The organism is Brachybacterium sp. GPGPB12 (assembly GCF_038396325.1).
Taxonomy (GTDB): Bacteria; Actinomycetota; Actinomycetes; order Actinomycetales; family Dermabacteraceae; genus Brachybacterium; species Brachybacterium conglomeratum.
Genome location: NZ_CP149573.1, coordinates 1,199,200 through 1,225,438 on the forward strand (window position 1 = coordinate 1,199,200; position 26,239 = coordinate 1,225,438).

The 26,239-nt window shown below is 73.7% G+C and carries 27 protein-coding genes and 8 pseudogenes; 13 read left to right on the forward strand and 22 right to left on the reverse strand.

Annotated elements, in window-relative coordinates; genetic code table 11:
* Window positions 1–47: 47 nt before the first annotated feature.
* The gene (locus WKH84_RS06720) at window positions 48–551 is read right to left on the reverse strand and encodes a hypothetical protein (RefSeq protein ID WP_341856075.1); all 504 of its coding nucleotides are present in this window, start codon (window positions 549–551) and stop codon (window positions 48–50) included.
* 120 nt (window positions 552–671) lie between these two features.
* On the opposite strand from WKH84_RS06720, the gene WKH84_RS06725 reads away from it, so the two are divergent.
* Entirely contained in the window at window positions 672–866 is a 195-nt protein-coding gene (locus WKH84_RS06725; RefSeq protein ID WP_341856076.1) for a hypothetical protein, read from the forward strand.
* A gap of 31 nt (window positions 867–897) precedes the next feature.
* Here the strand turns inward: WKH84_RS06725 and WKH84_RS06730 are convergent.
* The 5 genes and pseudogenes from WKH84_RS06730 to pheS form a co-directional block, all read right to left on the reverse strand.
* Window positions 898–1,728, reverse strand: a pseudogene (locus WKH84_RS06730) (phenylalanine--tRNA ligase subunit beta); the annotation flags it as partial.
* A gap of 106 nt (window positions 1,729–1,834) precedes the next feature.
* Window positions 1,835–2,497, reverse strand: a pseudogene (locus WKH84_RS06735) (phenylalanine--tRNA ligase beta subunit-related protein); the annotation flags it as partial.
* Between the two features lie 77 nt (window positions 2,498–2,574).
* Window positions 2,575–2,892, reverse strand: coding sequence for a hypothetical protein (locus WKH84_RS06740; RefSeq protein ID WP_341856077.1), 318 nt, complete (start codon window positions 2,890–2,892; stop codon window positions 2,575–2,577).
* Complete coding sequence (locus WKH84_RS06745; RefSeq protein ID WP_341856078.1) at window positions 2,889–3,305, reverse strand: hypothetical protein; 417 nt, start codon at window positions 3,303–3,305, stop codon at window positions 2,889–2,891. The genes WKH84_RS06740 and WKH84_RS06745 overlap by 4 nt, the downstream gene beginning before the upstream one ends.
* Before the next feature lies 1 nt (window position 3,306).
* Window positions 3,307–4,413: pseudogene (gene pheS, locus WKH84_RS06750) on the reverse strand (phenylalanine--tRNA ligase subunit alpha).
* A gap of 202 nt (window positions 4,414–4,615) precedes the next feature.
* On the opposite strand from pheS, the pseudogene WKH84_RS06755 reads away from it, so the two are divergent.
* From WKH84_RS06755 to WKH84_RS06780, 6 genes and pseudogenes are all read left to right on the forward strand, one after another.
* Window positions 4,616–5,718 (forward strand): annotated as a pseudogene (locus WKH84_RS06755) (S-(hydroxymethyl)mycothiol dehydrogenase).
* Window positions 5,715–6,335: an MBL fold metallo-hydrolase gene (locus WKH84_RS06760; RefSeq protein WP_341856079.1), complete on the forward strand. Its 621-nt coding sequence runs from the start codon at window positions 5,715–5,717 to the stop codon at window positions 6,333–6,335. Before WKH84_RS06755 ends, WKH84_RS06760 begins: the two are co-directional and overlap by 4 nt.
* Window positions 6,336–6,893: 558 nt before the next feature.
* Complete coding sequence (locus WKH84_RS06765) at window positions 6,894–7,415, forward strand: DUF222 domain-containing protein (protein ID WP_341856080.1); 522 nt, start codon at window positions 6,894–6,896, stop codon at window positions 7,413–7,415.
* A gap of 35 nt (window positions 7,416–7,450) precedes the next feature.
* Window positions 7,451–8,197, forward strand: a complete 747-nt coding sequence (locus WKH84_RS06770; protein WP_341856081.1) for an HNH endonuclease signature motif containing protein — start codon at window positions 7,451–7,453, stop codon at window positions 8,195–8,197.
* 148 nt (window positions 8,198–8,345) lie between these two features.
* The gene (locus tag WKH84_RS06775) at window positions 8,346–9,041 is read left to right on the forward strand and encodes a DUF3159 domain-containing protein (protein ID WP_341856082.1); all 696 of its coding nucleotides are present in this window, start codon (window positions 8,346–8,348) and stop codon (window positions 9,039–9,041) included.
* The gene (locus WKH84_RS06780) at window positions 9,041–10,933 is read left to right on the forward strand and encodes a S9 family peptidase (protein ID WP_341856083.1); all 1,893 of its coding nucleotides are present in this window, start codon (window positions 9,041–9,043) and stop codon (window positions 10,931–10,933) included. The genes WKH84_RS06775 and WKH84_RS06780 overlap by 1 nt, the downstream gene beginning before the upstream one ends.
* A 7-nt stretch (window positions 10,934–10,940) precedes the next feature.
* Here the strand turns inward: WKH84_RS06780 and WKH84_RS06785 are convergent, their stop codons facing one another.
* From WKH84_RS06785 to infC, 8 genes are all read right to left on the reverse strand, one after another.
* Window positions 10,941–11,315: a hypothetical protein gene (locus WKH84_RS06785; RefSeq protein ID WP_341856084.1), complete on the reverse strand. Its 375-nt coding sequence runs from the start codon at window positions 11,313–11,315 to the stop codon at window positions 10,941–10,943.
* Window positions 11,316–11,966: 651 nt separating this feature from the next.
* Window positions 11,967–13,334, reverse strand: coding sequence for a bifunctional copper resistance protein CopD/cytochrome c oxidase assembly protein (locus WKH84_RS06790; protein ID WP_341856085.1), 1,368 nt, complete (start codon window positions 13,332–13,334; stop codon window positions 11,967–11,969).
* Window positions 13,259–13,726 carry a hypothetical protein gene (locus tag WKH84_RS06795; protein ID WP_341856086.1) on the reverse strand — a complete coding sequence of 156 codons (468 nt, stop codon included), beginning with the start codon at window positions 13,724–13,726 and terminating at the stop codon, window positions 13,259–13,261. The genes WKH84_RS06790 and WKH84_RS06795 overlap by 76 nt, the downstream gene beginning before the upstream one ends.
* A complete protein-coding gene (locus tag WKH84_RS06800) occupies window positions 13,627–14,040 on the reverse strand; it encodes a hypothetical protein (protein WP_341856087.1) in 414 nt (137 codons plus the stop codon). The genes WKH84_RS06795 and WKH84_RS06800 overlap by 100 nt, the downstream gene beginning before the upstream one ends.
* Entirely contained in the window at window positions 14,037–14,906 is an 870-nt protein-coding gene (locus tag WKH84_RS06805) for an RNA methyltransferase (RefSeq protein ID WP_341856088.1), read from the reverse strand. The genes WKH84_RS06800 and WKH84_RS06805 overlap by 4 nt, the downstream gene beginning before the upstream one ends.
* A 69-nt stretch (window positions 14,907–14,975) precedes the next feature.
* The gene (gene rplT, locus WKH84_RS06810) at window positions 14,976–15,356 is read right to left on the reverse strand and encodes a 50S ribosomal protein L20 (protein ID WP_341856089.1); all 381 of its coding nucleotides are present in this window, start codon (window positions 15,354–15,356) and stop codon (window positions 14,976–14,978) included.
* Between the two features lie 58 nt (window positions 15,357–15,414).
* Window positions 15,415–15,609: a 50S ribosomal protein L35 gene (rpmI, locus tag WKH84_RS06815; protein ID WP_341856090.1), complete on the reverse strand. Its 195-nt coding sequence runs from the start codon at window positions 15,607–15,609 to the stop codon at window positions 15,415–15,417.
* A 25-nt stretch (window positions 15,610–15,634) separates the two neighbouring features.
* On the reverse strand, window positions 15,635–16,255 hold the full coding sequence (gene infC, locus WKH84_RS06820; RefSeq protein WP_341856799.1) for a translation initiation factor IF-3: 621 nt from the start codon (window positions 16,253–16,255) through the stop codon (window positions 15,635–15,637).
* Between the two features lie 295 nt (window positions 16,256–16,550).
* Here infC and WKH84_RS06825 point away from each other — a divergent pair, with 295 nt between their 5' ends.
* The 3 genes from WKH84_RS06825 (at window position 16,551) to WKH84_RS06835 (ending at window position 17,976) form a co-directional block, all read left to right on the forward strand.
* Window positions 16,551–16,988 (forward strand): hypothetical protein, encoded by a 438-nt coding sequence (locus WKH84_RS06825; RefSeq protein ID WP_341856091.1) that lies wholly within the window; start codon window positions 16,551–16,553, stop codon window positions 16,986–16,988.
* Window positions 16,970–17,479, forward strand: a complete 510-nt coding sequence (locus tag WKH84_RS06830; protein WP_341856092.1) for a DUF4352 domain-containing protein — start codon at window positions 16,970–16,972, stop codon at window positions 17,477–17,479. Before WKH84_RS06825 ends, WKH84_RS06830 begins: the two co-directional genes overlap by 19 nt.
* Before the next feature lie 164 nt (window positions 17,480–17,643).
* Window positions 17,644–17,976, forward strand: coding sequence for a DUF1844 domain-containing protein (locus WKH84_RS06835; protein ID WP_341856800.1), 333 nt, complete (start codon window positions 17,644–17,646; stop codon window positions 17,974–17,976).
* On the opposite strand, the gene WKH84_RS06840 is transcribed toward WKH84_RS06835, so the two are convergent.
* The 7 genes and pseudogenes from WKH84_RS06840 to WKH84_RS06870 form a co-directional block, all read right to left on the reverse strand.
* Window positions 17,892–18,764 carry an SseB family protein gene (locus WKH84_RS06840; RefSeq protein WP_341856801.1) on the reverse strand — a complete coding sequence of 291 codons (873 nt, stop codon included), beginning with the start codon at window positions 18,762–18,764 and terminating at the stop codon, window positions 17,892–17,894. The genes WKH84_RS06835 and WKH84_RS06840 overlap by 85 nt on opposite strands.
* A gap of 133 nt (window positions 18,765–18,897) precedes the next feature.
* Window positions 18,898–19,633, reverse strand: a pseudogene (gene priA / locus WKH84_RS06845) (bifunctional 1-(5-phosphoribosyl)-5-((5-phosphoribosylamino)methylideneamino)imidazole-4-carboxamide isomerase/phosphoribosylanthranilate isomerase PriA).
* Window positions 19,634–19,703: 70 nt separating this feature from the next.
* Window positions 19,704–19,862 (reverse strand): hypothetical protein, encoded by a 159-nt coding sequence (locus WKH84_RS06850; RefSeq protein WP_010550150.1) that lies wholly within the window; start codon window positions 19,860–19,862, stop codon window positions 19,704–19,706.
* Window positions 19,859–20,505 (reverse strand): annotated as a pseudogene (gene hisH / locus WKH84_RS06855) (imidazole glycerol phosphate synthase subunit HisH). Before hisH ends, WKH84_RS06850 begins: the two are co-directional and overlap by 4 nt.
* An 83-nt stretch (window positions 20,506–20,588) precedes the next feature.
* Complete coding sequence (locus WKH84_RS06860) at window positions 20,589–21,194, reverse strand: hypothetical protein (protein WP_341856093.1); 606 nt, start codon at window positions 21,192–21,194, stop codon at window positions 20,589–20,591.
* Entirely contained in the window at window positions 21,191–21,808 is a 618-nt protein-coding gene (hisB, locus tag WKH84_RS06865; RefSeq protein ID WP_341856094.1) for an imidazoleglycerol-phosphate dehydratase HisB, read from the reverse strand. Before hisB ends, WKH84_RS06860 begins: the two co-directional genes overlap by 4 nt.
* A pseudogene (locus tag WKH84_RS06870) lies at window positions 21,805–22,939 on the reverse strand (histidinol-phosphate transaminase). Before WKH84_RS06870 ends, hisB begins: the two are co-directional and overlap by 4 nt.
* A 171-nt stretch (window positions 22,940–23,110) precedes the next feature.
* On the opposite strand from WKH84_RS06870, the gene WKH84_RS06875 reads away from it, so the two are divergent.
* Complete coding sequence (locus WKH84_RS06875) at window positions 23,111–23,554, forward strand: DUF3054 domain-containing protein (RefSeq protein ID WP_341856095.1); 444 nt, start codon at window positions 23,111–23,113, stop codon at window positions 23,552–23,554.
* Between the two features lie 2 nt (window positions 23,555–23,556).
* Here the strand turns inward: WKH84_RS06875 and hisD are convergent.
* Window positions 23,557–24,894: pseudogene (gene hisD, locus WKH84_RS06880) on the reverse strand (histidinol dehydrogenase).
* A 536-nt stretch (window positions 24,895–25,430) separates the two neighbouring features.
* Here hisD and WKH84_RS06885 point away from each other — a divergent pair.
* Window positions 25,431–25,826, forward strand: a complete 396-nt coding sequence (locus tag WKH84_RS06885; protein ID WP_341856096.1) for a ZIP family metal transporter — start codon at window positions 25,431–25,433, stop codon at window positions 25,824–25,826.
* Window positions 25,827–26,025: 199 nt separating this feature from the next.
* Window positions 26,026–26,238 (forward strand): hypothetical protein, encoded by a 213-nt coding sequence (locus tag WKH84_RS06890; protein ID WP_341856097.1) that lies wholly within the window; start codon window positions 26,026–26,028, stop codon window positions 26,236–26,238.
* The last annotated feature ends 1 nt before the right edge of the window (window position 26,239 follow it).

Here is a 26,239-nt window from a genome sequence, read left to right on the forward strand (position 1 = left end):
AGCCCCTTCTCCCTGCGGCCGGGCCCGACCGGGCACCTCGCAGCGCCTCAGCGCCGCGGGCGGCGGAGGAACGGGATGACGGGCAGGCCGACGCGAGCGCCCCTGCTCGCCTGGACGGTGCCGACGATCGCGTAGATCAGCCGCATCAGCCCGAGCACGAAGTAGAGGATCAGCATGGTGACCATGACGGCCTCCATCGCCGGATGGAACAGCACGCCGTCGCCCGTGGACTCCCCGGTGAGCACTCCGAGCGCGAGCGAGAGGGCCATCAGCACGGGCCAGCACAGCTGGGTGAGGCCCCAGTTCGCGGCGCGCACGCCGTTCTCCGCGGCGAGGCCGCCGTGGCGGCGCTGTCGGAGGCCGACGACGAGCCGCGTGATCCCGGCGACGAGCACGTTCGCGAACGGGATCGGGACGTAGGCGAGGAAGCCGAGCGCCCAGGCGATCGTGCCGCGCGGCTCGGGTCGCACCGCCGCGTACGACGGCACCGGCCCGGCGGCGGACTCGGGGTGCGGAGCTGCGCGGCCAGGGTCTCCGTGAGGTGTGGTCACGGCCACACCCTATCCAGACCGGAACCTCCCCCGTCGGGCCGACGGCGAGCGCCGTGCGTCTGAGGACGCGTCGCGGACGCAGCAGGGACCCCGCTCGGTCGAGCGGGGCCCCTCCCCTGCATGGTGGTCGCTGCGCGCCTCGTCGGCGCCGCGGCCGCTCAGGCCCGCAAGCACGCCGCCGACGGCGGACTGGACCGCGGCGATGATCCGCCGGCGGGTCTCGCCGATCTGCTCGGCGGTCAGCGTGCCCTCGCCGGAGCGGAGCCGGATCGCGAAGGCGAGGGACTTCTTCCTCCCCGATCTGCTCGCCGGTGAACACGTCGAACAGGTGGACGCGCTCGGCGAGGTCGCCGGCGCCCACCACGATCGCGGCCTCGACGGCGCTCGCAGGCACGGACTCCTCCACCACGAAGGCGAAGTCCTCCTTCGCCGGCGGGTAGGTGGGCACCGGCACGGCGCGCACCACGGCGGGGGCGGCGGCGATCACGGCCTCGAGGTCGAGCTCGAAGGCGGCCGAGCGGGCCGGCAGGTCGAACTCCTTCAGCACGGCGGGGTGCGGCTCGCCGGCGGCGCCGACCACGCGGCTGTCCCCGTCGGCCGTGTGGACGCGCAGCTCGGCGGCGCGGCCCGGGTGGAAGGGCGCATGCTCGGTCTGGCGCACCTCAAGCTCGGCGCCGACGGCGGCGGCCGCGCGGCGGGCGAGGTCGAGCGCATCGGTCCAGCCCCATGGCGCGGGCTCGCCCTGCCAGGAGTCGGGGCCGGAGGCGCCGCCGACGACCGCGGCGAGCGCCCCGGTCTGCGCGGGCGGCGCGGCGAGGATCGCCTCGAGCTCCTGGTCGCTCGGACGCCGCGCGGCGGCGGGCACCGGGGCGGCGCCCTGTCCCCCGCGGGCGCGGAACACGGAGCCGCGCTGGAAGATCGCGACCGACTCCTCGCCGCGGCCGAGGTTGCGGCGCGCGGTGGGCAGGAGGCTCTGCAGCGGCTCGGTGCGCAGCAGCGGCTCGTCCTCGGAGAGCGGGTTGAGGATCCGCACGGCCTCGCGGCGCGCGTCGTCCGTCCCGTAGCGGAGCCGGTCGTGCACGGAGCCGGCGACGAACGGGGCGGAGTTCACCTCGACCAGGCCCGCCTCGGCGAGCGCGCGGCGGGCGGCGCGGCGGCCGCGCTGGGCGACCGTCAGGCCGCGCCCGCCCGGCGCCGTCGGCGGCGACCGAGGGGATCTCGGCGTAGCCGACCAGGCGCGCGATCTCCTCGACGAGGTCCTCGCGGATCGTGAGGTCGGGACGCCACGACGGCGGGGTGACCAGCAGGCCGTCCTCGCCCTCGCGCGCGACGGTGCGGCCGATCGCCTCGAGGGAGGAGGTCACCTGCTCGTCGGTGTAGGCGATGCCGACGACGCGCTCGGCGTCGTGCAGGTCCGCGCTGATCGGGGCGGGTGCGGGGACCGAGCCCTCGTCGGTGACGCGGGCGGAGACGGTGCCGCCGCCGTGCTCGACGATCAGCTGGGCGGCGCGGTGCGCGGCGATCAGCGGGAGCCGCGGGTCCACGCCGCGCTCGAAGCGCTTGGACGCCTCGGAGGGCAGGCGGTGGCGGCGGGCGGTGCGGGCCACGGTGACGGGGTCGAAGGTCGCGGCCTCGAGCACGACGCTCGTGGTCGTGCCGGAGACCTCGGTGTCCTCGCCGCCCATGACGCCGGCGAGTCCGAGCACGCGGTCGCCCGCGCCGCCGGCGTCGGTGATCAGCAGGTCCTCGGGGTCGAGGGTGCGCTCGACGTCGTCGAGCGTGGTGAGCTCCTCGCCCTTGCGGGCGCGGCGCACGGTGATGGGGCCGACGAGCTTCTCGGCGTCGTAGGCGTGCAGCGGCTGGCCCAGGTCGAGCATCACGTAGTTGGTGACGTCGACGATCAGGGAGATCGGGCGCATGCCGGCGAGGGTGAGGCGGCGGGCCATCCAGCGCGGGGTCGGCGCGGCGGGGTCCACGCCCTCGACCTCGAGCGCGACGAAGCGGGTGCGACCCTCGGCGCCGTTCAGCGGCGCCTCGTCCCGCGCCTGGACGGGCACTCCCCGGCCTGCGTCGCGGTGATCGCGACCTCGGACGCGGGGTCGGTGAAGGCGACGCCGGTGGCGTGGCCGTACTCGCGCGCCACGCCCCGCATCGAGAAGCAGTAGCCGCGGTCCGGGGTCACGTTGATCTCGACGACCTCGTCCGCGAGGCCCAGCGCCGCGATCGCATCGTCGCCCGGCTCGGCGGTGAGGCCGCGTGCGTGGCCGCGGCCGAGCGCGATGATGCCGTCCTCGCCGTCGGGGTCCGGACCCAGGCCCAGTTCCTCGCCGGAGCAGATCATGCCGTCGGAGGTGTGGCCGTAAGTCTTCCGCGCGGCGATCGCGAAGTCGCCGGGCGCGACGGTACCGGGGAGGAGACCACGACGAGATCCCCCTCGACGAAGTTGTGCGCGCCGCAGATGATGCCGCGGCTCGGACGCTCCTCGCCGGGCTGCGGGTCCTTGGGATCGTCGGCGTCCTCGTTGTGCTCGGGGCCGACGTCCACGCGCACCCAGTTGATGGTCTTGCCGTTCTTCTGCGGCTCCTTGACGAGCTCGAGCACGCGGCCGACCACGAGCGGGCCGGTCACCTGCGCGCCGAAGATCGCCTCTTCCTCGAGGCCGACGCGGGAGAGGTCGGTGGCGACCTCGAGCGCGGAGGCGGTCGCGGGGAGCTCGACGTGCTCGCCGAGCCAGGTCAGGGGAATGCGCGGCATCTCAGATCTCCGTCCCGTAGTGCTGGGAGAAGCGGACGTCGCCCTCCACCATGTCCCGCATGTCCGCCACGCCGTTGCGCGCGATGAGGATGCGCTCGATGCCGAGGCCGAAGGCGAAGCCCTGGTACTCCTCGGGGTCCACCCCGGCGGCGCGCGCGACGTTCGGGTGGACCATGCCGCGACCGCCCATCTCGATCCAGCCGGTGCCGCCGCAGACGCGGCAGTCCGGGTCCGCGTCGTGCTCGAGGCCGAGCCGTGCCTCGCAGGCGAAGCAGCGGAAGTCCATCTCGGCGCTGGGCTCGGTGAAGGGGAAGTGGTTGGGGCGCAGGCGGGTGATCGGCGCGCCGCCGAAGAGGTGCGCGGCGAGCGCGTCGAGGGTGCCGACGAGGTTCGCCATGGTCAGACCCTTGTCGATCGCGAGGCCCTCGACCTGGTTGAACATGGGCGAGTGGGTCGCGTCGATCTCGTCGGCCCGGTAGACGGTGCCGGGACACGCGATGTACAGCGGGGCGCCGCGCTCGAGCATCGCGCGGATCTGCACCGGGGAGGTCTGGGTGCGCAGCAAGCATCCCGGAGTTCTCGGGCGCGAGGTAGAGCGTGTCCTGCAGCGAGCGCGAGGGGTGCTCCGCATCGGCGTTCAGCGCGTCGAAGTTCAGCCAGGAGGACTCCGCCTCGGGGCCCTCGGCGATCTCCCAGCCGATCCCGACGAAGAAGTCCTCGATCCGCTCGGTGAGGGTCCACAGCGGGTGCGCGGCGCCGCGCGGCCGACGGTCCGTCGGCGCGTCATGTCGACGGTCTCCGCGGCGAGCGCGGCCTCCTCCTCGGCGGCCGCGAGCTCGGCCTGGCGCGCGGCGAGCTCCTTCTGCACCCGTCCCTTGCCCTGGCCGACGAGCTTGCCGGCGGCGGCCTTCTGGTCCTTGGGCAGGTCCTTGATGGCGCGGTTCGCGGAGGTCAGCACGCTGGCGTCGCCGACGTGCTCGATGCGCACCTGCTTGAGGGCGGCGGTGTCGGGGGCCGCGGCGATCGCGGCGAGCGCGGCGTCGACGGCGGCGGTGATCGACTGCTCGTCGATCGAGGGCCCGCCGGGCGCGGGGGATGTCTCGGACACGGGGTTCGCTTTCGTCCTGGAGTGCTCGGGGATGCGCGCGCCGGGACGCGCGCACCGCGGACCATTCTAGGAGAGGCCGCGCCGCCGGGGCGCCGGGCAGGGGAGCGGCCCCCATGTCCCTCTGACACCCGGGAACCGGACGACGCATCCGGCGCGACACGGATAGGCTGGCCAGGACCCCGTTCCCTCGAAGGAGGCCAGCATGTCCTGGACCGTGAAGGGCGTCGTCGCCCTCGCAGAGAAGAAGCCCGCCGAGCTCGTGGACATCGTGATCCCCGATCCCGGCCCCCACGACGTCGTCGTCGACATCGAGGCGACCGGCGTGTGCCACACCGACCTCGCCTATCGCGACGGCGGCATCAACGACGAGTTCCCGTTCCTGCTGGGCCATGAGTCCGCAGGCCGCGTCTCCGCGATCGGCGAGGACGTCACCCACGTCGAGATCGGCGACTACGTCGTGCTGAACTGGCGCGCCGTGTGCGGCGAGTGCCGCGCCTGCAAGAAGGGCGTGCAGCAGTACTGCTTCGACACCCACAACGCCTCCAAGCCCATGACGCTGACCGACGGCACCGAGCTCACCGCCGCCCTCGGCATCGGCTCCTTCTCGGAGAAGACCCTGGTCCACGAGGGCCAGTGCACGAAGGTCTCCGAGGACGCCCCGGCCGAGGTCGCCGGCCTGCTGGGTCGCGGCGTGATGGCCGGCATCGGCGCGGCGATCAACACCGGCCAGGTCCAGCGCGGCGAGTCGCTCGCCGTGATCGGCCTGGGCGGCGTGGGCTGTGCCGCGATCGCGGGCGCGCAGCTCGCCGGCGCCACCACGATCATCGGCCTCGACGTCGACGAGAAGAAGCTCGCGGCCGCCGAGAAGCTCGGCGCCACGCACACCCTGTGCACCAAGGACCTCTCGCCGCAAAGCAGGTCGCGGAGAAGGTGCAGGAGCTCACCGGCGGCTTCGGCGCGGACGTCGTCGTCGACGCGGTCGGCATCCCGCAGACCTACGAGACCGCGTTCTACGCCCGTGACCTCGCCGGCCGCGTGGTCCTCGTCGGCGTTCCCCGCCCGGGCGTCGAGATCACGCTTCCCATGCTCGACGTGTTCGGTCGCGGCGGTGCGCTGAAGTCCTCCTGGTACGGCGACTGCCTCCCCGAGCGGGACTTCCCCTATCTCACCGACCTGTTCCTGCAGGGCCGTCTGCCGCTGGACCGCTTCGTCACCGGCCGCACCGATCTCGCCGGCACGGACGCGGCGCTGGACGGCCTGCACGACGGCGCGAACCTGCGCACCGTGGTGGAGGTGGCCAAGTGACCGCGCGGCTGGACCATGCCGTCACCTCGGGGACGTTCTCCCTGGACGGCGAGACCCACGAGGTCGACAACAACGTGTGGGTGCTCGGCGACGACGAGCAGTGCGTGGTCTTCGACGCCCCGCACGACGTCGAGAAGGTCGAGGAGCTCGTCGGGAACCGCGAGTGCGTGGGCATCCTGCTCACCCACGCGCACGACGACCACGTGCGCTTCGCCCCGGAGCTCTCCGAGGCGCTCGAGGCCCCGATCCTGCTGAACCCCGCCGACCGCGAGGTCTGGCGCCTCACCCACGGCGACCTGCCCTGGGACGACGACGTCGCCGAAGGGGACATGTTCTCGATCGCGGGCGTGAACCTCGAGGCGCCGCACACCCCGGGCCACTCCCCCGGCTCGACCTGCTACTACTCCGAGGAGCTGGGCGCGGTGTTCACCGGGGACACCCTGTTCCAGGGCGGCCCCGGTGCGACCGGCCGCTCCTTCTCCTCGCGGGAGACGATCGAGCAGTCGATCCGCGAGCGGCTGTTCCAGCTCCCGGACGACACCGTGGTGCACACCGGCCATGGCCCGGACACCACGATCGGTGCGGAGAAGAAGGCGGCGCAGGGCGACTGGCTCTGAGCGAGCTCTCGATCCGGACGACGCCCGAGCGCCGCGTGCCCTGAGGCGTCGCATCGCTCGCTGACACCGGCGGCGGTCCTCCACGGAGGGCCGCCGCCGGTGTCTGTCGCGTCCCTGCACACGACGCTCGCGACACGCAGTCTCCGCAGGTCAGATCCCCTTCAGGGTTATCCACACACCTTTCGACTGTCGGGGCGAATCGATAGAATCGGTCATATGTCCCGGAGGTGAGGAGCACCCCCGAGGTGACCGCGAGGAGGCGGTGAGGATGGGCGAGTTCGAGGCCGACGCCGAACCGCTGCTGCTCGCACCGCCGAGCCCCGAGGCGGCCTCCGCCCTGTCCCGTGTCCGGGCCCGTCGGCGCCGACGCCGCCGTGCGACCCGCGAGCACATCTCGCGCATCGGCGAGCATCGAGCGCCGGAGACGGCCGAGCCGCTCGAGCAGCTGTGGGACGGCGGCGCCGAGGACTCGCGCCGGCTGGCCCGGAGGTTCCGCGCGATCGTCGGGGCGACCCACGACCCGCTCTCCCCGAGGAGCTCCCCCGCGAGGCGCGCGCGATGGAGGAGCCGCACCTCTCCCTCGCCCTGCGGTGCACCCGCGCGCAGGCGCGCTCGGCCATCCGCGAGGCGCACCGCGTGGCCACGTTGCTCCCCCTGTGCTTCGCACGGCTCTCCCGCGGCGAGCTCCCCGCGCCGTGGTTCGAGAAGTCGCTGGAACGCACGGGGAGCCTCGAGGACGATGCCCTCCGGCGGCTCGACGTCGAGCTCTCCCGCACCGACCTCTCCGTCTCCCCCGAGGTCTTCTCGCGGATCCTCGGCCATCTCCTCGCCGCCGCGGTCGCGCGCAGCGAGGAGCCGGAGCACGCCCGACCCGAGAACCGCCGCCGGGTGGTCCTGGACCCGCCCCGGCCCGACGGCACCGGTCGCCTGCGCATCATCGGTCCGATCCCGGAGATCCTCGACCTGTCTCGACGCCTGGATCTCGCGGCTCATGCTGTCCGTGACGGTCAGCGCCGAGCCTTCGAGCAGGGCACCCCGCGCCGGTCGATCCGGGAGGCGAGATCGAGGCCAGCCGCCTGATCCCCTCCCTCGCCCGCACCCGCTACAACGTGCTGATGAGCTCGGCCCTCGCCACGGGCGACGCCGCACCTCCTCCACCCCAGGTCCGCGTCAACGTGACGGTTCCGGTCATGACCCTCCTGGGGCAGTCGGACGCTCCCGGCATGCTCGACGGCACCATCCCGCTTCCCGCCCGGATGGCCCGCGAGCTCGCCGGGCACGAGAGCACCTGGTACCGGGTCCTCACGGATCCGACGTCAGGCCTCTTCCTCCCCGCCCCGGCGCAGCGCTACCGGCCCACCGCCGAGATGCGCGCGCACCTGCTGCTGCGCCATCCCACCTGCGCGGTGCCCGGTCGCGGCCGCCCCTCCTCGATGCTGTCCGAGACGGATCACCTCGAGGAGTACGACCACGGCGACCCGTCCGCCGGCGGCACGACCGACGCGGAGAACCTGCACGAGCTCTGCCGCGAGCACCACCGGCTGAAGACGCTGGGCCTGCTGGACCCGGTGCGCGACGACCTCGAGGGCACGACCTGGTGGGAGAGCCCCGGACTGATGATGGCCCGGCAGGAGGACGGCCGGGATCTCGCCACCGCCCAGGTCGTCGATGAGATGACCGCCGCCTGGGAGCAAGACGAGCACCTCCGACACCTGCGGGCCGAGGCGGCCGCGCGCCGACGATGGGTGCGGGAACAGGGCCTCTCCCCCGGCGACCTGGTCACCGGGCCGGATGGCGAGGACGACTGGTGGGTCGGGCACGACGGGGACCTGCATCCGCCCGGCGAACCGCCGCCGTACTGACCGATGCGGGGATTCGGCTCACCGTGAGTCAGCTCCCGGCGCATGTGGCGTGCATCACATTCTGGCTCCGAGGTCTGGAGTGTGCCGTTCCGGCACAGTGTGTGCTCCTTGTCGACAGCAGTCCTCGACTCCCCGACGGAGGCGCACGATGGATATCGACAAGGCAGAGAGCTCCACCGCGTCAGAGAGCACCACCACCGAGCAGATCATCGACCAGATGGGCGGAGCCTCGGGGCTCGTCCTCTCGACCGTGCCCGTCATCGCCCTGATAGTGGCGCACCTGTTCCTCCCGCTGATGCCCACGCTCGCCGTCGCGCTCGGCGCGGGAGCCGTGCTGTTCGTGATCCGCCTGGCCCGCGGCGAGAAGGTGCCCTCGGCGATCGGCGACCTGCTCGGCGTGGCCGTGGCCGCCGCGCTCGTGATCTGGACCGGTTCGGTCCGGGACTTCTTCGTCATCGGCATCTGGGCCGCCCTGGCGATCTTCCTCCCCACCGCGATCTCCGTCATGGCGAGGCGCCCCCTGACCGGCATGATCTGGAACGCCGTGCACGGCGGTGAGCACGCCTGGCGGGAGGACCGACCCACCTACCGTGCGCACGTCATCGCCACCTCGGCCATCGCCGTCGCCCATCTCGCGAAGTTCGTCGTGCAGCAGTGGCTGTACGTCGCGGAGAGCATCACCGCTCTGGGCATCGCGGACACCCTCATGGGAGCTCCACTGACCATCGCGCTCGCCCTCGTCGTGGTGTGGGCGTTCCGCCGCGACACCACGCGGATGCGCGCCGCCGAGGCACGTCATGCGGAGACCGCCACGGGCGACCTGATCGACGGAAGGAACCTCTGATGCCCACCACCTCGATGCCCACCGCTGCGACCCTCACCATCGAAGACCTCCTGCGGCCGCCGGAGCGTTCGGGGATCACGATCTCCCCGGACGGGACCCGGCTCGCCCACCTGGCCATGTGGCACGAGCGGCTCAACATCTGGGTCGAGGAGATCGACGCCGACGCCCCGGCTCACTGCGTCACCGCCGACGACTCCCGCTCCATCACCCGGTACCTCTGGGCCGACGACTCCCGCCGCCTGCTCTACCAGCAGGACAGCGACGGCGACGAGAACTGGCACGTCTTCCGCATCGACCTCGACCAGCCCGGCGCCCCCGCGGTGGACCTCACCCCCTACCCCGGTGCCACGGCCCAGGGCCTCGAGCTCCGACAGGGGCGCCCCGGCCACGCCACCGTGCGCCTGAACGCCGACAGCCCCACAGAGTTCGATCTCTACGACCTCGAGATCGCCACCGGCGCCCTCACCCGGCTCGCTCCCAGCCCCGGGGAGGGGAGCACCTGGATGCTCGTCGGCGACGAGCTCCTGCGCAGGAGCATGCGAGCGGACGGAACCTGGGAGCTCTGGCGGGGCGAGTCGCTCGTCGCCGCCTTCGACGGAGACGCCTACCCGATGGACGTCCACCCCTTCGAGGCCGCGCCGGACGAGTCGGCCATCTGGTTCGGCTCCTATCAGGGCACCGACCACCTGCATCCGGCCCGCCTCGACCTGGCCACCGGGGAGGAGACGATGATCCATCACCACCCCCACGCCGATCTGGACACCCGGTCCCTGGTCTTCCCGAACCTGCCATCCCCACTGATCCGCCACCGGCGCACCGGTGAGTCGCTGGGGTTGCGCTATCGCGGGATACGGATGCACACCGTCTCCCTCGACCCGCACTTCGCGGAGGTCCTCGAGGCGGTGGCGGCGCTGTGCGACGGAGACATCGGCGGGATCACCAGCGACGTCGACGAACAGCGGTGGGTGGTGTCGTTCGTGCACGACCGCGATCCGCAGACCTGGCTCTACGACCACCGGACCGGCCGCGCCCGGCTCCTGGCGCGGAGCCTGGAGCACCTGGACGTCGACCAGCTCGCCCCCGTCGAGAGCATCGAGATCACGGCCCGCGACGGTCTGCGACTGCCCGCCTATCTCACGCTCCCCGCCCACGTGCGGCCGCAGGACCTGCCCCTGGTCCTGATGCCCCACGGCGGACCCTGGGCACGGGACTGGTGGAGGTTCGACTCCATCGTCCAGCTCTGGGCGAATCGTGGGTACGCCGTGCTGCAGCCCCAGTTCCGCGGCTCCGCCGGCTTCGGACGCAGGCACATGGAGGCAGGCGTGGGCGAGTTCGCCGGACGTATGCACGAGGATCTCCTCAACGCCGTCGACTGGGCGGTCGACCAGGGCTTCGCGGACCCTGCGCGGGTCGGCGTGTTCGGCGGCTCCTACGGCGGCTATGCCGCGCTCGTGGGCCTCGCGTTCACCCCGGAGCGGTTCGCGGCGGCGGTGGAGTACGTGGGGGTCTCCGACCTCGTCGACTACCTGCGCTCCCTGCCCGAGTACGCGCGAGCAGGCCTCGTGAACAACTGGTACCGCTACGCAGGCGACCCGTCGGACCCCGAGCAGGCCGCCGACCTGAGGGCCCGCTCGCCGATCACCCGGATCGCGGACATCCGCTCACCGCTGATGGTGGTGCAGGGCGCCAACGATGTGCGGGTGAGACGGGCGAACTCCGACCGGATCGTCGCCGGGCCGCGGGAGCAGGGGAACGAGGTGGAGTACCTGGTCTTCGACGACGAGGGGCACTTCATCCTCAACCCGGAGAACGTGCTGGCGCTGTACCGCGCGGCGGACGAGTTCTTCGCGCGACACCTGGCGAAGGTGCCCGCCGCCGCCCAGGACGCTTGAGCGTCCCTCATTCGGCGGACAGCGGCTCGTGGCACCTGACCAGCACTCGCAGCTGGGCGGGTGAGTACAGCTCGGCGAGGGCCTCGCCGATGCTCCGCGTCCCCAGGGAGCGCGAGGTGCCCTCGCCGAAACCGGGATCGTCCAGCTCGGGGGCGGCGGCGAGGCCATCACGGACCGCGTCCGCCATCCGTGCCGCGACGTCCTCGCGCATCTCGGCCGACGCCTCCTCCGGCAGGTTCTCGAAGTCGGCCAGGACCTGGGAGTCGGGGATGGACTCTCCCACGCGCCGCCACGCCTGGAGCGAATCCTCGTCGAGCACGCGGGAGAGGACGGTGAGGAAGTCTCCGTCCGTGCGCCGGTCGTCCCGCTGGACATCTCCCACGCGCCGGGCACCTCGAGGAGCTGGGTGATCTCGCCCCTGACCTTGACCAGCCGGTCGATCTCCGCGGTGGTCTCCGAGGCCAGGGCCTCCAGGACCTCCCGGTAGCTGTCGGTGGAGGGATCCAGGGTGGGGATCTCCGCGAGCGGCACGCCCAGGTCGACCAGCCGCCTGATGTGCATCAGCTGGATCAGGTGCCGGACCCCGTAGTGCTTGTACCCGTTCGACGAGCGGGGCGGCTCGGGCAGCAGGCCCTCGTCGTGGTAGTGCCGCACCGCGCGCAGCGACGTCCCTGCGAGCTCGGCGAGCTCCCGTGTGCTCCACGCCATCGGTCGACTCTTCCCGTCGCTCAGTTCCCCACTCACGCCGCCCCGGGGATGCCACCACGCTAGAGGACGCACCGGGTTGATCGTGCCACCATGGCGTCATGCGCGCACCCATGCCTTCTGCACCCTGGAAGAGAGCCGTCATCCGCGGAGTCATGACCGCTGTGCTGGCGCTCGCCCTCAGGGCCGTGCTGGACGGCGGGGTGACGGGGCCGGCGATTACGTTCGCGGTGCTATTCGGTCTTGTCTTTGCGCTCGTCACAGCAGCATTCGAACGAGCAGACCGCTCACCAGCCGGCCGCCCGGACGGCGAGTAGGCTCGAGCGATTCAGCCGTCCCGGCGCTCACCGGCGCCGTCCGGCGCGCTGTCCGCCGGGCTGTCCGCACCTGCGGCGGGCGCGGGTGCGCCGCCTCCCCCGCGCAGGCTCTCGAGATAGGCGTTGTACGCGGCGAGCTCGGCGCCGCCGTCCCGCTCGGCCTTGCGGTCGTACTGCCGGGCCCGTCGGTCCTCGGACTTCATCCACAGCACCGCCACGATGATCGCGTACCCGACCGTCGGCACCTCGGAGATCGCCCACATGATCGAGGCGCCCCGCTCCTGGATCAGCATCAGCCGGTCGGGGCCGTACATCCCCAGCTCCGAGTACCAGCCCTCCGCGACCAGCCAGGTCGCCGAGTACAGCGCGATCCCGAAGAAGGCGTGGAACGCGAGGGTCACCAGCGGCGTGATCAGCTTCAGCACCGGATTGATCGGCTTGGTGGAGGGGTCGATGCCGATCAGCACCCAGGCGAAGAGATAGCCCGAGGCGAGGAAGTGCACCGTCATCAGCACATGGCCGAGATGGTTGTACATCGCCAGCTCGAACAGCGGGGTGAAGTAGAAGATCACCAGCGAGCCGGCGAAGATCAGCCCGGCCACCGGCGGGGAGGAGATCAGCCGCGAGTAGCCCGAGTGCAGGGCGGCCAGCACCCACTCGCGCACCCCGCGGGACCCGTCGGTGCGGGGCGAAGTGGCGCGGGACAGCATCGTCACCGGCGCGCCGAGCACCCACAGCGGCGGCACGATCATCATCATCGCCATGTGCTGGACCATGTGGGCGTCGAAGCGGAACTTCCCCCAGGCCGCCGCGCCGCCGGAGATCACCCAGGCGAAGGCGAGGCGACCGGCGAGGAAGGCGAGGGTGCGATGCCACGGCCAGTCGTCGCCGCGCCGTGCCAGGCGCACCGCCCCGGTCAGATACAGCCCCGCCATCACCACGGCGAGGGCGATCGCGATCCAGTCCGGCTGGACGACGGTGAACATCGTCGTGGGCGAGAACTCCTGCTCGGGCGGGAGGAAGCCCGCCAGCGAGAGCACCTTCAGGTCGCCGCTGGCGGGGACCGACTGCGGCACGGGCGGGGCGGAGCGGCCCAGCGCGATCGACGCCCCGATCACGGCGGCCATCAGCACGCCCTCGGTGAGGGCGAGGTGGCGGAAGCGGAGCCGCTCGCCGAGCCGTGCGCGCTGGAGGGCGCCGAGCACGGCGAGGACGACGAGACCGAGCGCCTTGGCGAGCACGACCCGGCCGTAACCGGTCGTGACCAGATCCCCCCAGCCCGACAGACGGATCCCGGCGCTGATCAGGCCGCTGAGCGCCAGCGAGACCACCGCGGCCAGGGCCCAGGGCGAGTAGCGGCGGACCACGACGCCGAGCACCTCGTCGTCCATCCGCCCGGCGAGCGGCGCGATGGCCAGGAGCCCGCCCGCCCAGACGGTGACGGCGACGAGGTGCGCGCCATGGCGTTGACGGCGTTGATGTGGTCCAGGCTCGCCCCGGCATGCCCCACCAGTCCCAGCGACAGCGTGCCGAGGCCTGCGAAGGCGAGCCCCCAGCAGGCCAGCACGGTGGATCGGGCGAGGGCGTAGGCGAGGGTCGCGAGGGCGGCGAGCACGGCGACGAGCATCTGCAGTCGGCCGAGCGCCCCGCCCATCGCGACGTCCCAGACGTTCAGCGCGGTGCCGGCACCGGTCGCCTCGAGCCCGCCGAGCGGGATCTGGGCGAGCGCGGCGAGGGTCCACAGCAGCGCTCCGGCGGCGGCGAGGCGCACGGCGCGGCGGCGCAGCGGGTCCAGCACCGTCGCCTCGCGGCGCGAGGGGCCGGGCAGCAGGAGCACGGCGGTCGCGCCCGCGCCGACGGCGAGGAGCAGGCCGAGGTGGTGCGCGCGCGCACGACGGGCGACCCGAAGGTCACCAGCGGCGAGGCGGGCACGAGGGTCGCCGGGGACAGCGCCCCGGTGGCGAGCATGCCGAGCCCCGCGGCGAGCAGGGCCAGCAGGAGCAGGAGGGGGACCGCGGCGGCGCCGAGGGCGCGGCCGGGGCCGCGGCGGCGCGCGGGGGCGGTCTCCGCGACGGGCGCGCTCATGCCCCGGCCCGCCGTCGGCGGAGGGTCTCGAAGAGGCAGACGGTCGCGGCGGTGTGCACGTTCAGCGACTCCGCGTGGCCGGCCAGCGGGATCCGCACGGTCAGCGGAGCGGCGGCGAGGGTCTCCTCGTCGAGCCCGTGCGCCTCGTTGCCGAGGATCCACGCGATCCGGTCCGGCAGGTCGACGTCGAACAGCTCGGAGTCCGCGTAGCCGCTGGTCGCGGCGGCGGTGATGTCACGGGCGGCGAGCGCCTCGAGCAGGGACCCGCTCTCGGCGCCGGTGAGGACGGGGAGGTGGAAGAGCCCGCCGACGCTCGCCCGCACGGCCTTCGGCGAGTACGGGTCGGCGCTGGTGCGGGTCAGCAAGACGAGGTCGGCGCCGGCGGCGTCCGCGGTGCGGATCAGGGTGCCGACGTTCCCAGGGTCGCGGACCTCGTGGAGCACGACCACTGTGAGCGGCCCGTCATCGGGCGGCGCCTCCAGCGCGGCGGTCGCGGCGTCCGGGTCCTCGGCGGGCAGGGCCCCGACGGCGACGACGCCCTGCGGGGAGACGAGCGCTCCCGGGGCGCCCGTGCCGACGGAGCCGGCGGGACCGGACCCGCCGTCGGCGGTCGCGTCGGCCGGGCCGCTCTCGCGGACCATGGCGCGCAGGATCTGCTCGTCGACGAGGCGGGCCGGGACCCCCGCCTCGCGGGCGAGGCGCTCGAGCTCGGGGTGCGCCTCGGCGGCGCGCTCGGTGAGGTGCACCTCGAGGGCCAGGTCGGGCCGATGCCCGAGGAGGGAGCGCGCGGCCTGCGGCCCCTCGACGCGGAAGCGTCCCTGCTTGCGACGCGCCGAGCGCCCGGTCAGCGCCGCCACCTTCCGCACCCGCTCGGAGCGGGGGAGGTGATCGGGGACTGATCCGGGCGCTCGGTCATCGCTGGACGGGCAGCGATGTCAGGCCGCGGGGGCGTTGACGTCCTTGGGGAGGGCGTTCTTGGCGACCTCGACCAGGGCGGCGAAAGCCGGCGCGTCGTTGACGGCGAGCTCGGCGAGCATGCGACGGTCCACCTCGACACCCGCGAGGCCGAGGCCCTGGATGAAGCGGTTGTAGGTCAGGCCGTTGGCGCGGGACGCCGCGTTGATGCGCTGGATCCAGAGCTGACGGAAGTCGCCCTTGCGCTTCTTGCGGTCGCGGAAGTTGTAGGTCTGCGAGTGCGGCACCTGCTCCTTCGCCTTGCGGTACAGGCGCGAGCGCTGGCCGCGGTAGCCGCTGGCCTGCTCGAGGATCTCCCGACGCTTCTTCTGGGCGTTGACCGCCCGCTTCACGCGTGCCACGTGATACTCCTTCGATCGTAAGTTCAGGGTCGCGGGAGCCGTGCTCCCGCGTGGGCGATCAGCGGCCCAGCGGCTTCTTCATGCGCTTGGCATCGGCCTTGGACACATCGGTGTCGGAGCCCAGACGGCGCTTGCGGGTGGAGGACTTGTGCTCCAGGAGGTGGCGAGCGTTCGCCTTCTCCCGCATGAGCTTGCCCGAGCCGGTGACGCGGACGCGCTTCTTGGTACCCGAGTGGGTCTTGTTCTTCGGCATTGGCCTGTTTCTCCTTGTGACGTTCTCAGGACTCGGCGCCGGCCTCGGCCTCGGGCGCGGACTCGTCGTCCTTGCCGCGGGCCGCTACCTTCTCGGCGTCGGTCTTGCGCTTGCGGGCCTCGGCCATGGCCTGGGCCTTCTTCTTGTGAGGCCCGAAGACCATCACCATGTTGCGGCCGTCCTGCCGCGGGTGGGACTCGACGAAGCCGTACTCCGAGACGTCCTCCGCCATGCGCCGCAGGAGCTTGACGCCCCGCTCGGGACGGGACTGCTCACGGCCGCGGAAGCGGATGATGACCTTCACCTTGTCGCCGCCGTCGAGGAACTTCTCAACGTTGCGACGCTTGGTCTCGTAGTCGTGCGTGTCGATCTTCAGGCCCATCCGGATTTCCTTCTGGACCGTGTTCGCCTGGTTCTTCCGAGCCTCGCGGGCCTTCAGGTTGGCTTCGTACTTGTACTTGCCGTAATCCATGAGCCGCGCGACGGGCGGGTTCGCACCCGGTGCGACCTCGACCAGGTCGAGGTCTGCTTCCTGGGCGAGACGCAGGGCGTCCTCGACACGGACCTCACCGACCTGCTCGCCGTTGGGACCGACCAGGAGGACCTTGGGGACCCTGATCTGACCGTTGATGCGCTGTTCGCTGATGTTGGCTCCTCACCTTGTTTCGAGTCGGAAGACGACGAAGGCCCCCGCAGTCATGCGGAGGCCCAAGGTGCGAGCGCTGCGACGGCGGTCGGGCGCGACGGCCCGCTCGCCGGACGATGACGCCCGACTGCGATACTGACCCAGCGGCTGGACGCCACGAGGTGGGAAGGGACTCCACTTGAGGAACGTATGACGAGGGTTTCGACCTGTTCCAGTCGTCTATCCTACCAGGAGTACGACGGACGTCCAGGTGATGTGCGTCGCGCCGCCAGGCCGCGATCAGCGAGGAGTACAGGTGCACACCGACCGCGAGGCGTCCGAGCAGGACGACCGGCCAGCGCTCCGCACTGACCCCGCCCCCGCGGAGCCGGCCGGCACCCCGGAGCCGCCCGCCCCGCAGGGCCCCGTGGACGCCTCCCACGAGTACGGCTACGGGAACGACGAAGAGCTCCCGGCCCCGGGCGGCGGCGAGCCCGCCGAGCCCGCCCAGCAGACCGAAGGCCCGGACGACCTCTCCGAGACCGAGCGCCGCTCCGTCACCGGCGTCCAAGGCGTCACCGCTCCCCGCGCGATCTTGCGCCCGGTGCCCGAGGGGTTCCCGACCCCTCCCCGCTCCCGGCCGTCCCGAACCGTCGGCCCGCCAAAGTACAGGACCCCGACGAGGCGAAGGGCTCCCGCCGCGGTCTGCTCATCGGCGCGATCGTCCTCGTCGCCGTGCTGGTCCTCGCCATAGCCGTCGGCGGGGGGATCCTCGCCTTCCGCGCCCTCGGCTCCGACGACCCGGGCGACTCCGATCCGTCGGCGCCCGCCGGGACCGCCGCCCCGCAGGACGGGGCCTCCGGCGGCGGCGCGACGATCGGCGAGATCCGGATGACCACGGTGAGCACCGAAGCGGGCGTGCGCGGCGTCGGCGACCGCTCCGACCCGGTCGAGCCGGAGGGCGAGTTCGTCATCGCCACCGTCGAGATCGACAACCAGGGAGACCGGGCGGTGCCGCTCACCCCGGAGTCGATCTCGCTGGAGTCCGCCGACGGCGCCACCCACCCGCTCGACCTCGACGCGAGCCGCGTGCACATCGCCGACAGCAAGAGGCCCACCCAGATCCCGGGCGGCGGCGGCGGCACCGTCCACCTGGTCTTCGACGTGCCGATCGGCACCGAGCCCTCCGCGATCCTCGTCGACCTCGGCGGGGGCACGAGCGGCTCCCTGCCCCTGGCCGACTGAGCCGCTCCCCCCGCCCGCCGCGGACCACCACCCCCGCACCGCGTCCGACCCGGACGCGGACCGAGAACGAAGGACCCCCAGTGACCGAGCACTCCCACGACAGCACCCCGCACGCGCACGACGCCGCACACAGCCACGACGCCCCGCACAGCCACGACGAGGGGATCAGCGCCGACGAGTCGCGCGACATCGCCGAGGTCTCCTCGGTCGAGATCATCACCTCCGCCTGCGTGCACCTGATGAGCGCCGCGGCGGTGAAGGTGGGCCTCGCCGAGGACGAGGAGACCGGGCAGTACCAGGACCTCGCCGAGGCGCGGAAGCTGATCACCGCCCTCGCGGGCCTGGTCACCGCCGCCGCTCCCGAGATCGGCAACGAGCACGCCCGCTCGCTGCGCGACGGTCTGCGCTCCCTTCAGCTCGCCTTCGCCGAGGCCCTGCCCTTCCCCGACGAGCCGGGCAAGGCGCCGGGCGAGAAGTACACCGGCCGGGTCTCCTGACGAGGTCGGGCCGCGGCGTCGCGGGCCGGGTCGCGGCTCCGGCTCCGGCACCAGCACCGGCTCCGGTTCAGGAGCCGAGCACGAGCCGCATCGAGCTGATCCGCTCGGCGACGAGCTGCGAGCCCCCGAGGCCCTGCGTCACCAGCTGGACCACCGCGGAGACCTGCTCCGCGGTCAGCCCCGGGGCGCGGCCGCAGGTGGAGATCCACCTCGGCGCGCTCGCCGGCGCGGGCCGCGAGGCCAAGCACGGCGGGCGAGGCGGAGGTCCCGACCCGCTCGAGCTCCGCGGCGAGCTCGCCGTCCTCGTGCGGCGGGATCCACTCGCGCCCCTGCGCGAGCGCCCACAGCACCGAGCGCGGCGGCAGCACGGGGCCGCCCTCGGCCTCGGGCGTCGCGGCGTCCAGCAGCGGCGCGGTGCGGCCCTCCTGGACCGCGGCCTGCGCCGCCTGCGGCGCGACCACGGGCACGGGCCGGGCGTCTCCGCGCCAGGCGGAGAGCTGGTCGACGGAGGTGAACAGCGGCGGCACCGTCGTCCCGTCGGGCGCGGTGATCGAGACCATCGCCATGTCGGCGCCGTTGTCGCCGGTGAGGCCGTGGGCGGTGGCGCCCGTCTCGGTCGCGACCGCCATGATCGGCACCAGCACCCGGGAGGTCGCGAGCGCGGCGACGAGCGCGCGTCGGTGCGGGTCCCGGCCCGCCCGGTGCGCCCGCGCGCCTCGGCGAGGTGCGCCGGCGTCGCGCCGTCGTCGCCGGGGAACGGGCTGACGGTGTAGTCGCGGCCCTCCCAGGTAACGCCCGCGGTGTCGGTCAGCGGGGACTTCTCGCGGAAGTGGGAGGGCAGGGACCGACGGGCCCGTTCGCCGGGGGCGGCGTCCGGGCCCGTCGGGCCGTGGTCCTCGTTCCGCGAGGTGTTATCGGAGGTCACGGGCGTCCCGCGACGTCGAGTGCCTCGCCCATCGTGAAGGCCTGCGCATACAGCGCCTTGCCCACGATCGCGCCCTCGACCCCGACGGGGACCAGCTCGCGCGCGGCGCGCGCAGGTCGTCGAGGGAGGAGATGCCGCCGGAGGCGACGACCTTCGCGTCGGTGCGCTCGCAGACCTGGGCGAGCAGGTCCACGTTCGGGCCCTGGAGCGTGCCGTCCTTGGTGACGTCGGTGACGACGTAGCGCTGGCGACCGGCGGCGTCGAGACGCTCGAGGGTCTCCCACAGGTCGCCGCCCTCGCGGGTCCAGCCGCGCGCGGCGAGGGTGGTGCCGCGCACGTCGAGGCCGACCGCGATGCGGTCGCCGTGCTCGGCGATGATGTCGGCCGTCCACTCGGGGTTCTCGAGGGCGGCGGTGCCGAGGTTCACGCGGCGGCGCCGGTGGCGAGCGCCGCGGCGAGGGACTCGTCGTCGCGGATCCCGCCGGAGAGCTCGACGTTCATGTCCACGGCGGCGACGACCTCGGCGAGCAGGGAGGCGTTGGAGCCGCGGCCGAAGGCGGCGTCGAGGTCGACCAGGTGCGACCAGTTCGCGCCGCCCTCCTGGAAGGCCAGTGCGGCGTCCAGCGGCGCGCCGTAGCCGGTCTCGGTACCGGCCTCGCCCTGGACGAGGCGGACGGCCTGGCCTCCCTGCACGTCGACGGCGGGGAGCGGCTCGAGCACGGGAGCGGTCATGGGGGTCCTCCTGGGACTGAGGGTGTGGTGCCCGGTCGGGCGCGGGGACGGACGGGGTGGGGAGGCGTGCTCAGCCGCTCTGGATGCGCCAGAAGGAGATGCCCAGGCACACGAGGCCGAGCACGGCCAGTCCCGCGATCGCCCACCAGGGCTTCTTCGAGCGGTAGAAGGACCAGGCGCCGCCGAGGAGCATCCCGCCGGCGAAGAGCATCAGGAACGCGAGGATCATGCGTCCTGCTCCCGGTCGCGGCGCGGCAGGGTGCCCAGCCAGTTCGCGAGCAGGCGGGCGCCGGCCGCGCCGGACTTCTCGGGGTGGAACTGGGTGGCGCTGAGCGCCCCGTTCTCGACGGCGGCGACGAAGCGGTCCTGCTCGTGCTGGGCCCAGGTCACCTGCGGCGCCTTGAGCGGGCCGGTGTCCTCCAGCTCCCAGCCGCGGGCGGCGTAGGAGTGGACGAAGTAGAACCGCTCCTGCTCGATCCCGGCGAACAGCGCGCGCCGGGCGCGGGCTCGACGGTGTTCCAGCCCATGTGGGGCACGACCTCGGCCTGGAGATGGGTGACCTCGCCCGGCCACTGGCCGAGTCCGCGGGTGCGCTCGCCGTGCTCGGTGCCGGCCTCGAACATCGCCTGCAGGCCCACGCAGATGCCGAGCACCGGCAGGCCGCCGGCCAGGCGGCGCTCGATGATCCGGTCGCCGCCGACGGCGAGGATCTGCGCGAGGGTCGCGGAGTAGGCGCCGACGCCGGGGACGACAAGCCCGTCGGCCGCGAGGGCGCGCTCGCGGTCCGCGGTGAGCTCGACCTCGGCGCCCGCGGCCTCGAGGGCGCGGACGACGGAGCGGACGTTGCCGGAGCCGTGGTCGAGGACGACCACGCGCGGCGCGGGACCCGGCGCTCCGGCGGTGGCCGCTGCGTCCGCGGGGCTCGCGGCGGCCGACGACGCGGGCTCGGTCGCGCTCACGGGCGCTTCCTCCCGCCGGAGGAGATCCACTCCAGCGCCTCGGCCCGGGTGAGCGAGGCGGGGTCGAGGCCCTCGCCGAGCTCGTCGAGCGAGGTCGTGCCCAGCAGCGGCTCCTCGACGAGGTCGTCGACGGCGCCGAGCACGATCGCGGGCGAGATGTCCTCGCCGCGCTCGCCGTTCTTGTACCGGGTCGCGGTCATGCGGTCGCCGCGGCGCCAGAAGACCACGATGCCGTTGCGGCGCAGGGCGGTGGAGGTGATCGCGGCGAGGTCGTGCGCCGCCGCCTCGGACAGCGGGCCGACGGCGACCGCGCCGGTGGCGGTGTCGAAGGTGCGGGAGTCGGTGGGGATGTCGATCCCGTCGGTGCGCGCCTCGCGGCCCAGCCGGATCACGCCGGCGAGCGCCTTCGCGGTCGCGACGGAGGTCGCGACCACGGCGATCGTGGGGACCTCGTCCTCCTCGGGCGCGGCCGAGGCGTCGGACAGGACGTCCTCGACGGTCAGCGACGCGTCGTCGAGGGAGAGCCCCTCGGTGAGGCGGGCGAACTCGGCGTCGATGTCCTCGGGCTCGGGCCCGCGGCCGGTGGTGTCGTCGGTGCTCACAGCGCTCCCTTGGTGGACGGCACGCCGAGGACCCGGTCGTCGGGGGCGCAGGCGGCGCGCGGCGCCCGGGCGAGCGCCTTGAACTGCGCCTCGACGATGTGGTGCGGGTCGCGGCCCTCGATCACCCGGATGTGCAGGCAGATCGCGGCGTGGTGGGCGAGGGACTCGAAGACGTGACGGGTCAGCGAGCCGGTGAAGTGCCCGCCGATGAGGTGGGTGGCCTGGCCCTCGCTCTCCCCGGAGTGGACGCAGTAGGGGCGGCCGGAGAGATCCACGACGGCCTGGGCGAGCGCCTCGTCCAGCGGGACCAGCGCGTCGCCGAAGCGGGTGATGCCGTGCTTGTCGCCGAGCGCCTCGCGCGCCGCCTGGCCGAGCACGATCGCGGTGTCCTCGACGGTGTGGTGGGCGTCGATGTGGGTGTCGCCCGTCGCCCGCACGGTGAGATCGAAGCGGGCGTGGGTGCCCAGGGCCGTGAGCATGTGGTCGAAGAAGGGCACGGAGGTGGAGATGTCCACCTGGCCGGTGCCGTCGATGTCGAGGCTGACCTCGACGGAGGACTCCCGGGTGGTGCGGGAGAGGGTCGCGGTGCGCGACGGGCGGGCGGTCTCGGTCATCGGGGGTCGGCCTCCTCGAGGGCGGTGCGGAATGCGGTGTTGTCCTCGGGGGTGCCCACGCTGACGCGGAGCCAGCCGGCCGGCCCGACGGCGCGGATCAGCACGTCGCGCTCCAGGAGGGCCTGGAACACGTCGTCGCGGTCGGCGAAGGCGCGGAAGAGGACGAAGTTGGCGTCGGACGGAGCGACCTCGTGACCGCGACCGGCGAGATGGGCGGCGAGCGCGTCGCGCTCGGTGCGCAGCGAGCGCGACCTTCCCCAGCGGCTCCTCCCGGTGGGCGAGGGCGGTGCGGGCCACCGCCTGGGTGAGGGCGGAGAGGTGGTAGGGCAGACGCACCACGCGCACGGTGTCGACGATCACGGGATCGGCGACGAGATAGCCGAGGCGGGCGCCGGCGAGCGCGAAGGCCTTGGACATGGTGCGGGCCACGACGAGGTTCGGGTGCTCGGCCAGGAGGGTGAGGGCGCTGGGCACCCCGTCGCGGCGGAACTCGCCGTAGGCCTCGTCGACCACGAGCGACCCGCGGGCGGGCTCGAGCGCGCGGGCGGCGGCGCGGGCGACGTCGAGGTCGAGCGCCGTGCCGGTGGGGTTGTTCGGCGAGGTGAGCACCACGATCGAGGGCCGGTGCTCGGCGATCGCGGCGGTGACCGTCTCCGCGGTGAGCGCGAAGTCGGGAGCAGGGCCCCGCTCGGCGGTGACCCAGGCGGTAAAGGTGTCGCGCGCGTACTCGGGGTACATCGAGTAGTGCGGCGTGAAGCCGAGCGCCGTGCGGCCGGGGCCGCCGTAGGCGAGCATCAGCTGGTGCATGACCTCGTTGGAACCGTTCGCGGCCCAGACCGCCTCGGCCGGCGGGGCGGGCACGCCGGACTCCTCGGCGAGGTACTCCCCCAGCTCGCGGCGCAGGTCCAGCGCCTCCCGGTCCGGGTAGCGGTTCAGGCCCGCCGCGGCCTGCGCGGCGGCGGCGCCGATCGCGGCGGCGAGCTCCTCCGAGGGGCCGTAGGGGTTCTCGTTCACGTTCAGCGCATGCGCGACCGGGAGCCGCGGCGCGCCGTAGGGGGCGGCTCCGGCGATGCCGTCACGGGGGACGGGCAGGACCGAGGGCTCACGGGTCGGGACAGGCGAGGCGGACATGGCACTCATCGTAGTTGGCGTCGCGGGGGCAGGTCCCCCCGGTCCGCGTCGCGGCCCCGGGGCCGGCGTCGACGTGACGTGGCTCATCGTCATCTCGCCCCGCATCCCGCCTCGGTCCTCCCGGGGCCTTCGCTCGGTGAGCTCCACCCCGCGCCCCAGTACCCTGGCGGGATGTTCCGTTCCCTGGGTGCCCTCGTCGGCGACCTGCTGGTCGTCATCCTCTTCGTCGCCATCGGCTTCGTGCGGCACGGCACGCCCCTGACCACCGAGAACATCTTCCTGGTGGGGTGGCCCTTCGCCGTCGGCGCGTTGCTCGGCCATCTCGCGATCCGCGCCTGGCGCGCCCCGTTCCGGATCTGGCCGCACGGACTCTTCGTGTGGGCGATCACCCTCGCGACCGGGATGGCGGTCCGCACCCTGTTCGGGGCGGGCACCGAGGTGTCCTTCCTCATCGTCACCGCGATCGTGCTGGCGGTCGGGATGCTGGGCTGGCGCGCGATCGCGCTGTGGCTCACCCGGGGCGAGCGTGCCGCGGAGCGCCGCGCCGCCGTCGAGGAGACCCCGACGGGCGCCGACCGGACTACCGACGCCGACCGGACTACCGACGCCGGCTGAGCTCAGCCCTCGAAGCGCACGTCGATCGCGGTGCCGTGGGCGGGCGACCCCTCGGCGCGGGCGAGCGTGGTCGCCGCCTCGCGCGCGCCGGCGAGCGCGTCGCGCTCGTAGCGGACCACGTGGATGCCGCGCAGGAAGGTCTGCACCCCGAGCCCGCCGGTGAAGCGGGAGGTGCCGCCCGTCGGCAAGACGTGGTTGGAGCCCGCGGCGTAGTCGCCGAGGCTGACGGGGCTGTGGGGGCCGACGAAGACGGCGCCGGCGTTGGTCACGCGTGCGGCGACCTCGTCGGCCCCGGCCGTCTGGATCTCGAGGTGCTCGGCACCGTAGGCGTCCACGACCGCGAGGCCCTGGGCGAGGTCCGCGACGAGCACGGCGCCGCTCTGCGGTCCGCGCGGCCGCCTCCTCGATCCGCTCCCGGTGGAAGGCGGCGGAAACCTGCGCGGCGAGCGCCGCCTCGACGGCCTCGACCAGTGCCTCGGACGGCGTGACCAGCACGCTCGCGGCCATCGGGTCGTGCTCGGCCTGGGAGATGAGGTCCGCGGCGACGAAGGCGGGATCGGCGGTGTCGTCGGCGAGGATCGCGATCTCGGTGGGGCCGGCCTCGGCGTCGATGCCGACCTTCCCGCGCACGAGGCGCTTGGCGGCGGCGACGTAGACGTTGCCGGGTCCGGTGACGAGGTCCACGCCCTCGAGCCCGTCGCCGTCGCCGAGGTCCTCCGCGCCGTGGGCGAGCGGCGCGATCGCCTGGGCGCCGCCGGCGGCGAGCACCTCGGTGACTCCGAGCGGCGCGCAGGCGGCGAGGATCGTGGGGTGGGGCAGGCCGCCGAACTCCTTCTGCGGCGGGGAGGCGAGCACGATCTGCTCGACCCCGGCGGCCTGGGCGGGCACCACGTTCATCACCACGGAGCTGGGCGCACGGCGCGGCCGCCCGGCACGTACAGGCCGACGCGGCGCACCGGGACCCAGCGCTGGGTGACGGTGCCTCCGGGCACCACCTCGACGGTCTCGGCAGGACGGACCTGGGCGGCGTCGACCGCGCGCACCCGGGCGATCGACTCCTCGAGCGCGGAGCGGATCTGCGGGTCGAGCTCCGCGAGGGCGCGCTCCAGCTCCGCGGCGGGGACCCGCAGATGCGCGGGACGGATCCCGTCGAAGCGCTCGGAGGCCTCGAGCACCGCCTCGGCGCCGCGGGCGGCGACGTCCTCGACCACGGGGCGCACGGCCTCGGCGGCCGCGGCGACGTCGAGCTCCGCGCGCGGCAGAGCGGCGGTGAGCTGGGCGGCGCTCAGGCCGCGGGCGCGCAGGTCGGTGACGGTGAGGAAGGCGTCGGCGGGGGACATGGGGTCAGTCTAGGAGCGGTCACCCGGCGTCGGCCGTGGTGCCCACCACGGGACGGGCCGAGGGTTCCCGCCGAGGCGCGGACCGCGCAGTAGGGTGCACGGGTGCTCGTCGCCTTCCTCCTCACCCTCGTCGCCGGCGGCGCCACCTCGATCGGCGCCGCTCTCGGCGTGCTCGGCCGCGGGACCGGGCCGAGGTTCCTCGCCGGCGGGCTGGGCCTGTCGGCCGGCGTCATGCTCTACGTCTCCTTCGTCGAGTCGCTGCCCGAGGGCGCCCGGGTGCTCTCCGGCGGCGCGCCCCCGACCGGGCGCGGCACGGCGCTGGCGACCCTCTCCTTCTTCGTCGGGATCGCGCTGATCGCCGTGCTCGACCGGCTCGTCCCCCGCGCCGTCAGCCCGCACGAGTTCGCCGGCCGCATGGACGGCGACCACGGACGGTCCGAGGTGCGCGAGCCCGACGAGCGGCTCGAGGACCGGGCGCGCGCGCCCGCCTGCTGCGAACCGGCGCGATCACCGCCGCGGCCCTGGCCCTGCACAACGTGCCCGAGGGCTTCGCGACCTTCGTCGCCGCGCCGCAGGCCCCCGAGGTCGCGATCCCCGTGGTCGCCGCGATCGCCCTGCACAACATCCCCGAGGGCCTCGCCGTCGCCGTGCCCGTGCGCCGCGCGACCGGCTCGCGCAGCAAGGCGTTCTGGCTGGCGACGATGACGGGGCTCGCCGAGCCCGTCGGCGCCGTGATCGGCTACCTGCTGCTCGCCCCCGTGCTCACCGGCGACGCGATGGGCGCGATCCTGGCCGGCGTGGCCGGGGTGATGGTGTTCGTGTCCCTGGACGAGCCGCTGCCCGCCGCGGAGGAGACCGGGGAGCACCACACGGTCATCTACTCGCTGATCGCCGGCATGGCCGTCATGGCGGTGACCCTGCTGGTGCTGTGACGCTCCGGTAGGTTCTGAGCGGGGACCACGGGGAGGGGGACACGATGACGACCAGGACAGCCAGGGGGCTCGCGCGCCCGGGACGGATCGCCGCCGCCGCAGGGGCGCTCGCGCTCGCCGCCTCCCTCGTCGCCTGCGATGCGCGCCCGGACCGCTCGGCGGCGAGGACCCCTCGAGCCCGGCGGCGACCGCGGCCCCGATGGACCCCGAGCAGGTGGCCGGCGCCGAGACCGTCCCGGTGGATCCCGCCTGGCTGTGCGAGCCCGGCACGGCGGAGGACCCCCTGCCCTCCCGCGACGCGGGGACGCTGACCCCCACGAGCGTGCAGGCGGAGGGCAACGAGGTGATGATCACCGGCGACCTCGCCCTCGCAGCCGACGCCGCCTACGGCGGGCTCGCCCCGAGGCCGTGAT

Bases quoted from the DNA above. Each gene is read 5' to 3' on its own strand.
- WKH84_RS06725 (WP_341856076.1), top strand. From the start codon at position 672: ATGGTGGTCGCTGCGCGCCTCGTCGGCGCCGCGGCCGCTCAGGCCCGC.
- WKH84_RS06740 (WP_341856077.1), bottom strand. From the start codon at position 2,892: ATGATCTGCTCCGGCGAGGAACTGGGCCTGGGTCCGGACCCCGACGGC.
- WKH84_RS06745 (WP_341856078.1), bottom strand. From the start codon at position 3,305: ATGCCGCGCATTCCCCTGACCTGGCTCGGCGAGCACGTCGAGCTCCCC.
- WKH84_RS06765 (WP_341856080.1), top strand. From the start codon at position 6,894: ATGGAGGAGCCGCACCTCTCCCTCGCCCTGCGGTGCACCCGCGCGCAG.
- WKH84_RS06770 (WP_341856081.1), top strand. From the start codon at position 7,451: ATGAGCTCGGCCCTCGCCACGGGCGACGCCGCACCTCCTCCACCCCAG.
- WKH84_RS06775 (WP_341856082.1), top strand. From the start codon at position 8,346: ATGGATATCGACAAGGCAGAGAGCTCCACCGCGTCAGAGAGCACCACC.
- WKH84_RS06780 (WP_341856083.1), top strand. From the start codon at position 9,041: ATGCCCACCACCTCGATGCCCACCGCTGCGACCCTCACCATCGAAGAC.
- WKH84_RS06800 (WP_341856087.1), bottom strand. From the start codon at position 14,040: ATGAGCGCGCCCGTCGCGGAGACCGCCCCCGCGCGCCGCCGCGGCCCC.
- rpmI (WP_341856090.1), bottom strand. From the start codon at position 15,609: ATGCCGAAGAACAAGACCCACTCGGGTACCAAGAAGCGCGTCCGCGTC.
- WKH84_RS06850 (WP_010550150.1), bottom strand. From the start codon at position 19,862: ATGATCCTCGCGTTCCTGATGCTCTTCGCCGGCGGGATGCTCCTCGGC.
- hisB (WP_341856094.1), bottom strand. From the start codon at position 21,808: ATGACCGAGACCGCCCGCCCGTCGCGCACCGCGACCCTCTCCCGCACC.
- WKH84_RS06875 (WP_341856095.1), top strand. From the start codon at position 23,111: ATGTTCCGTTCCCTGGGTGCCCTCGTCGGCGACCTGCTGGTCGTCATC.
- WKH84_RS06890 (WP_341856097.1), top strand. From the start codon at position 26,026: ATGGACCCCGAGCAGGTGGCCGGCGCCGAGACCGTCCCGGTGGATCCC.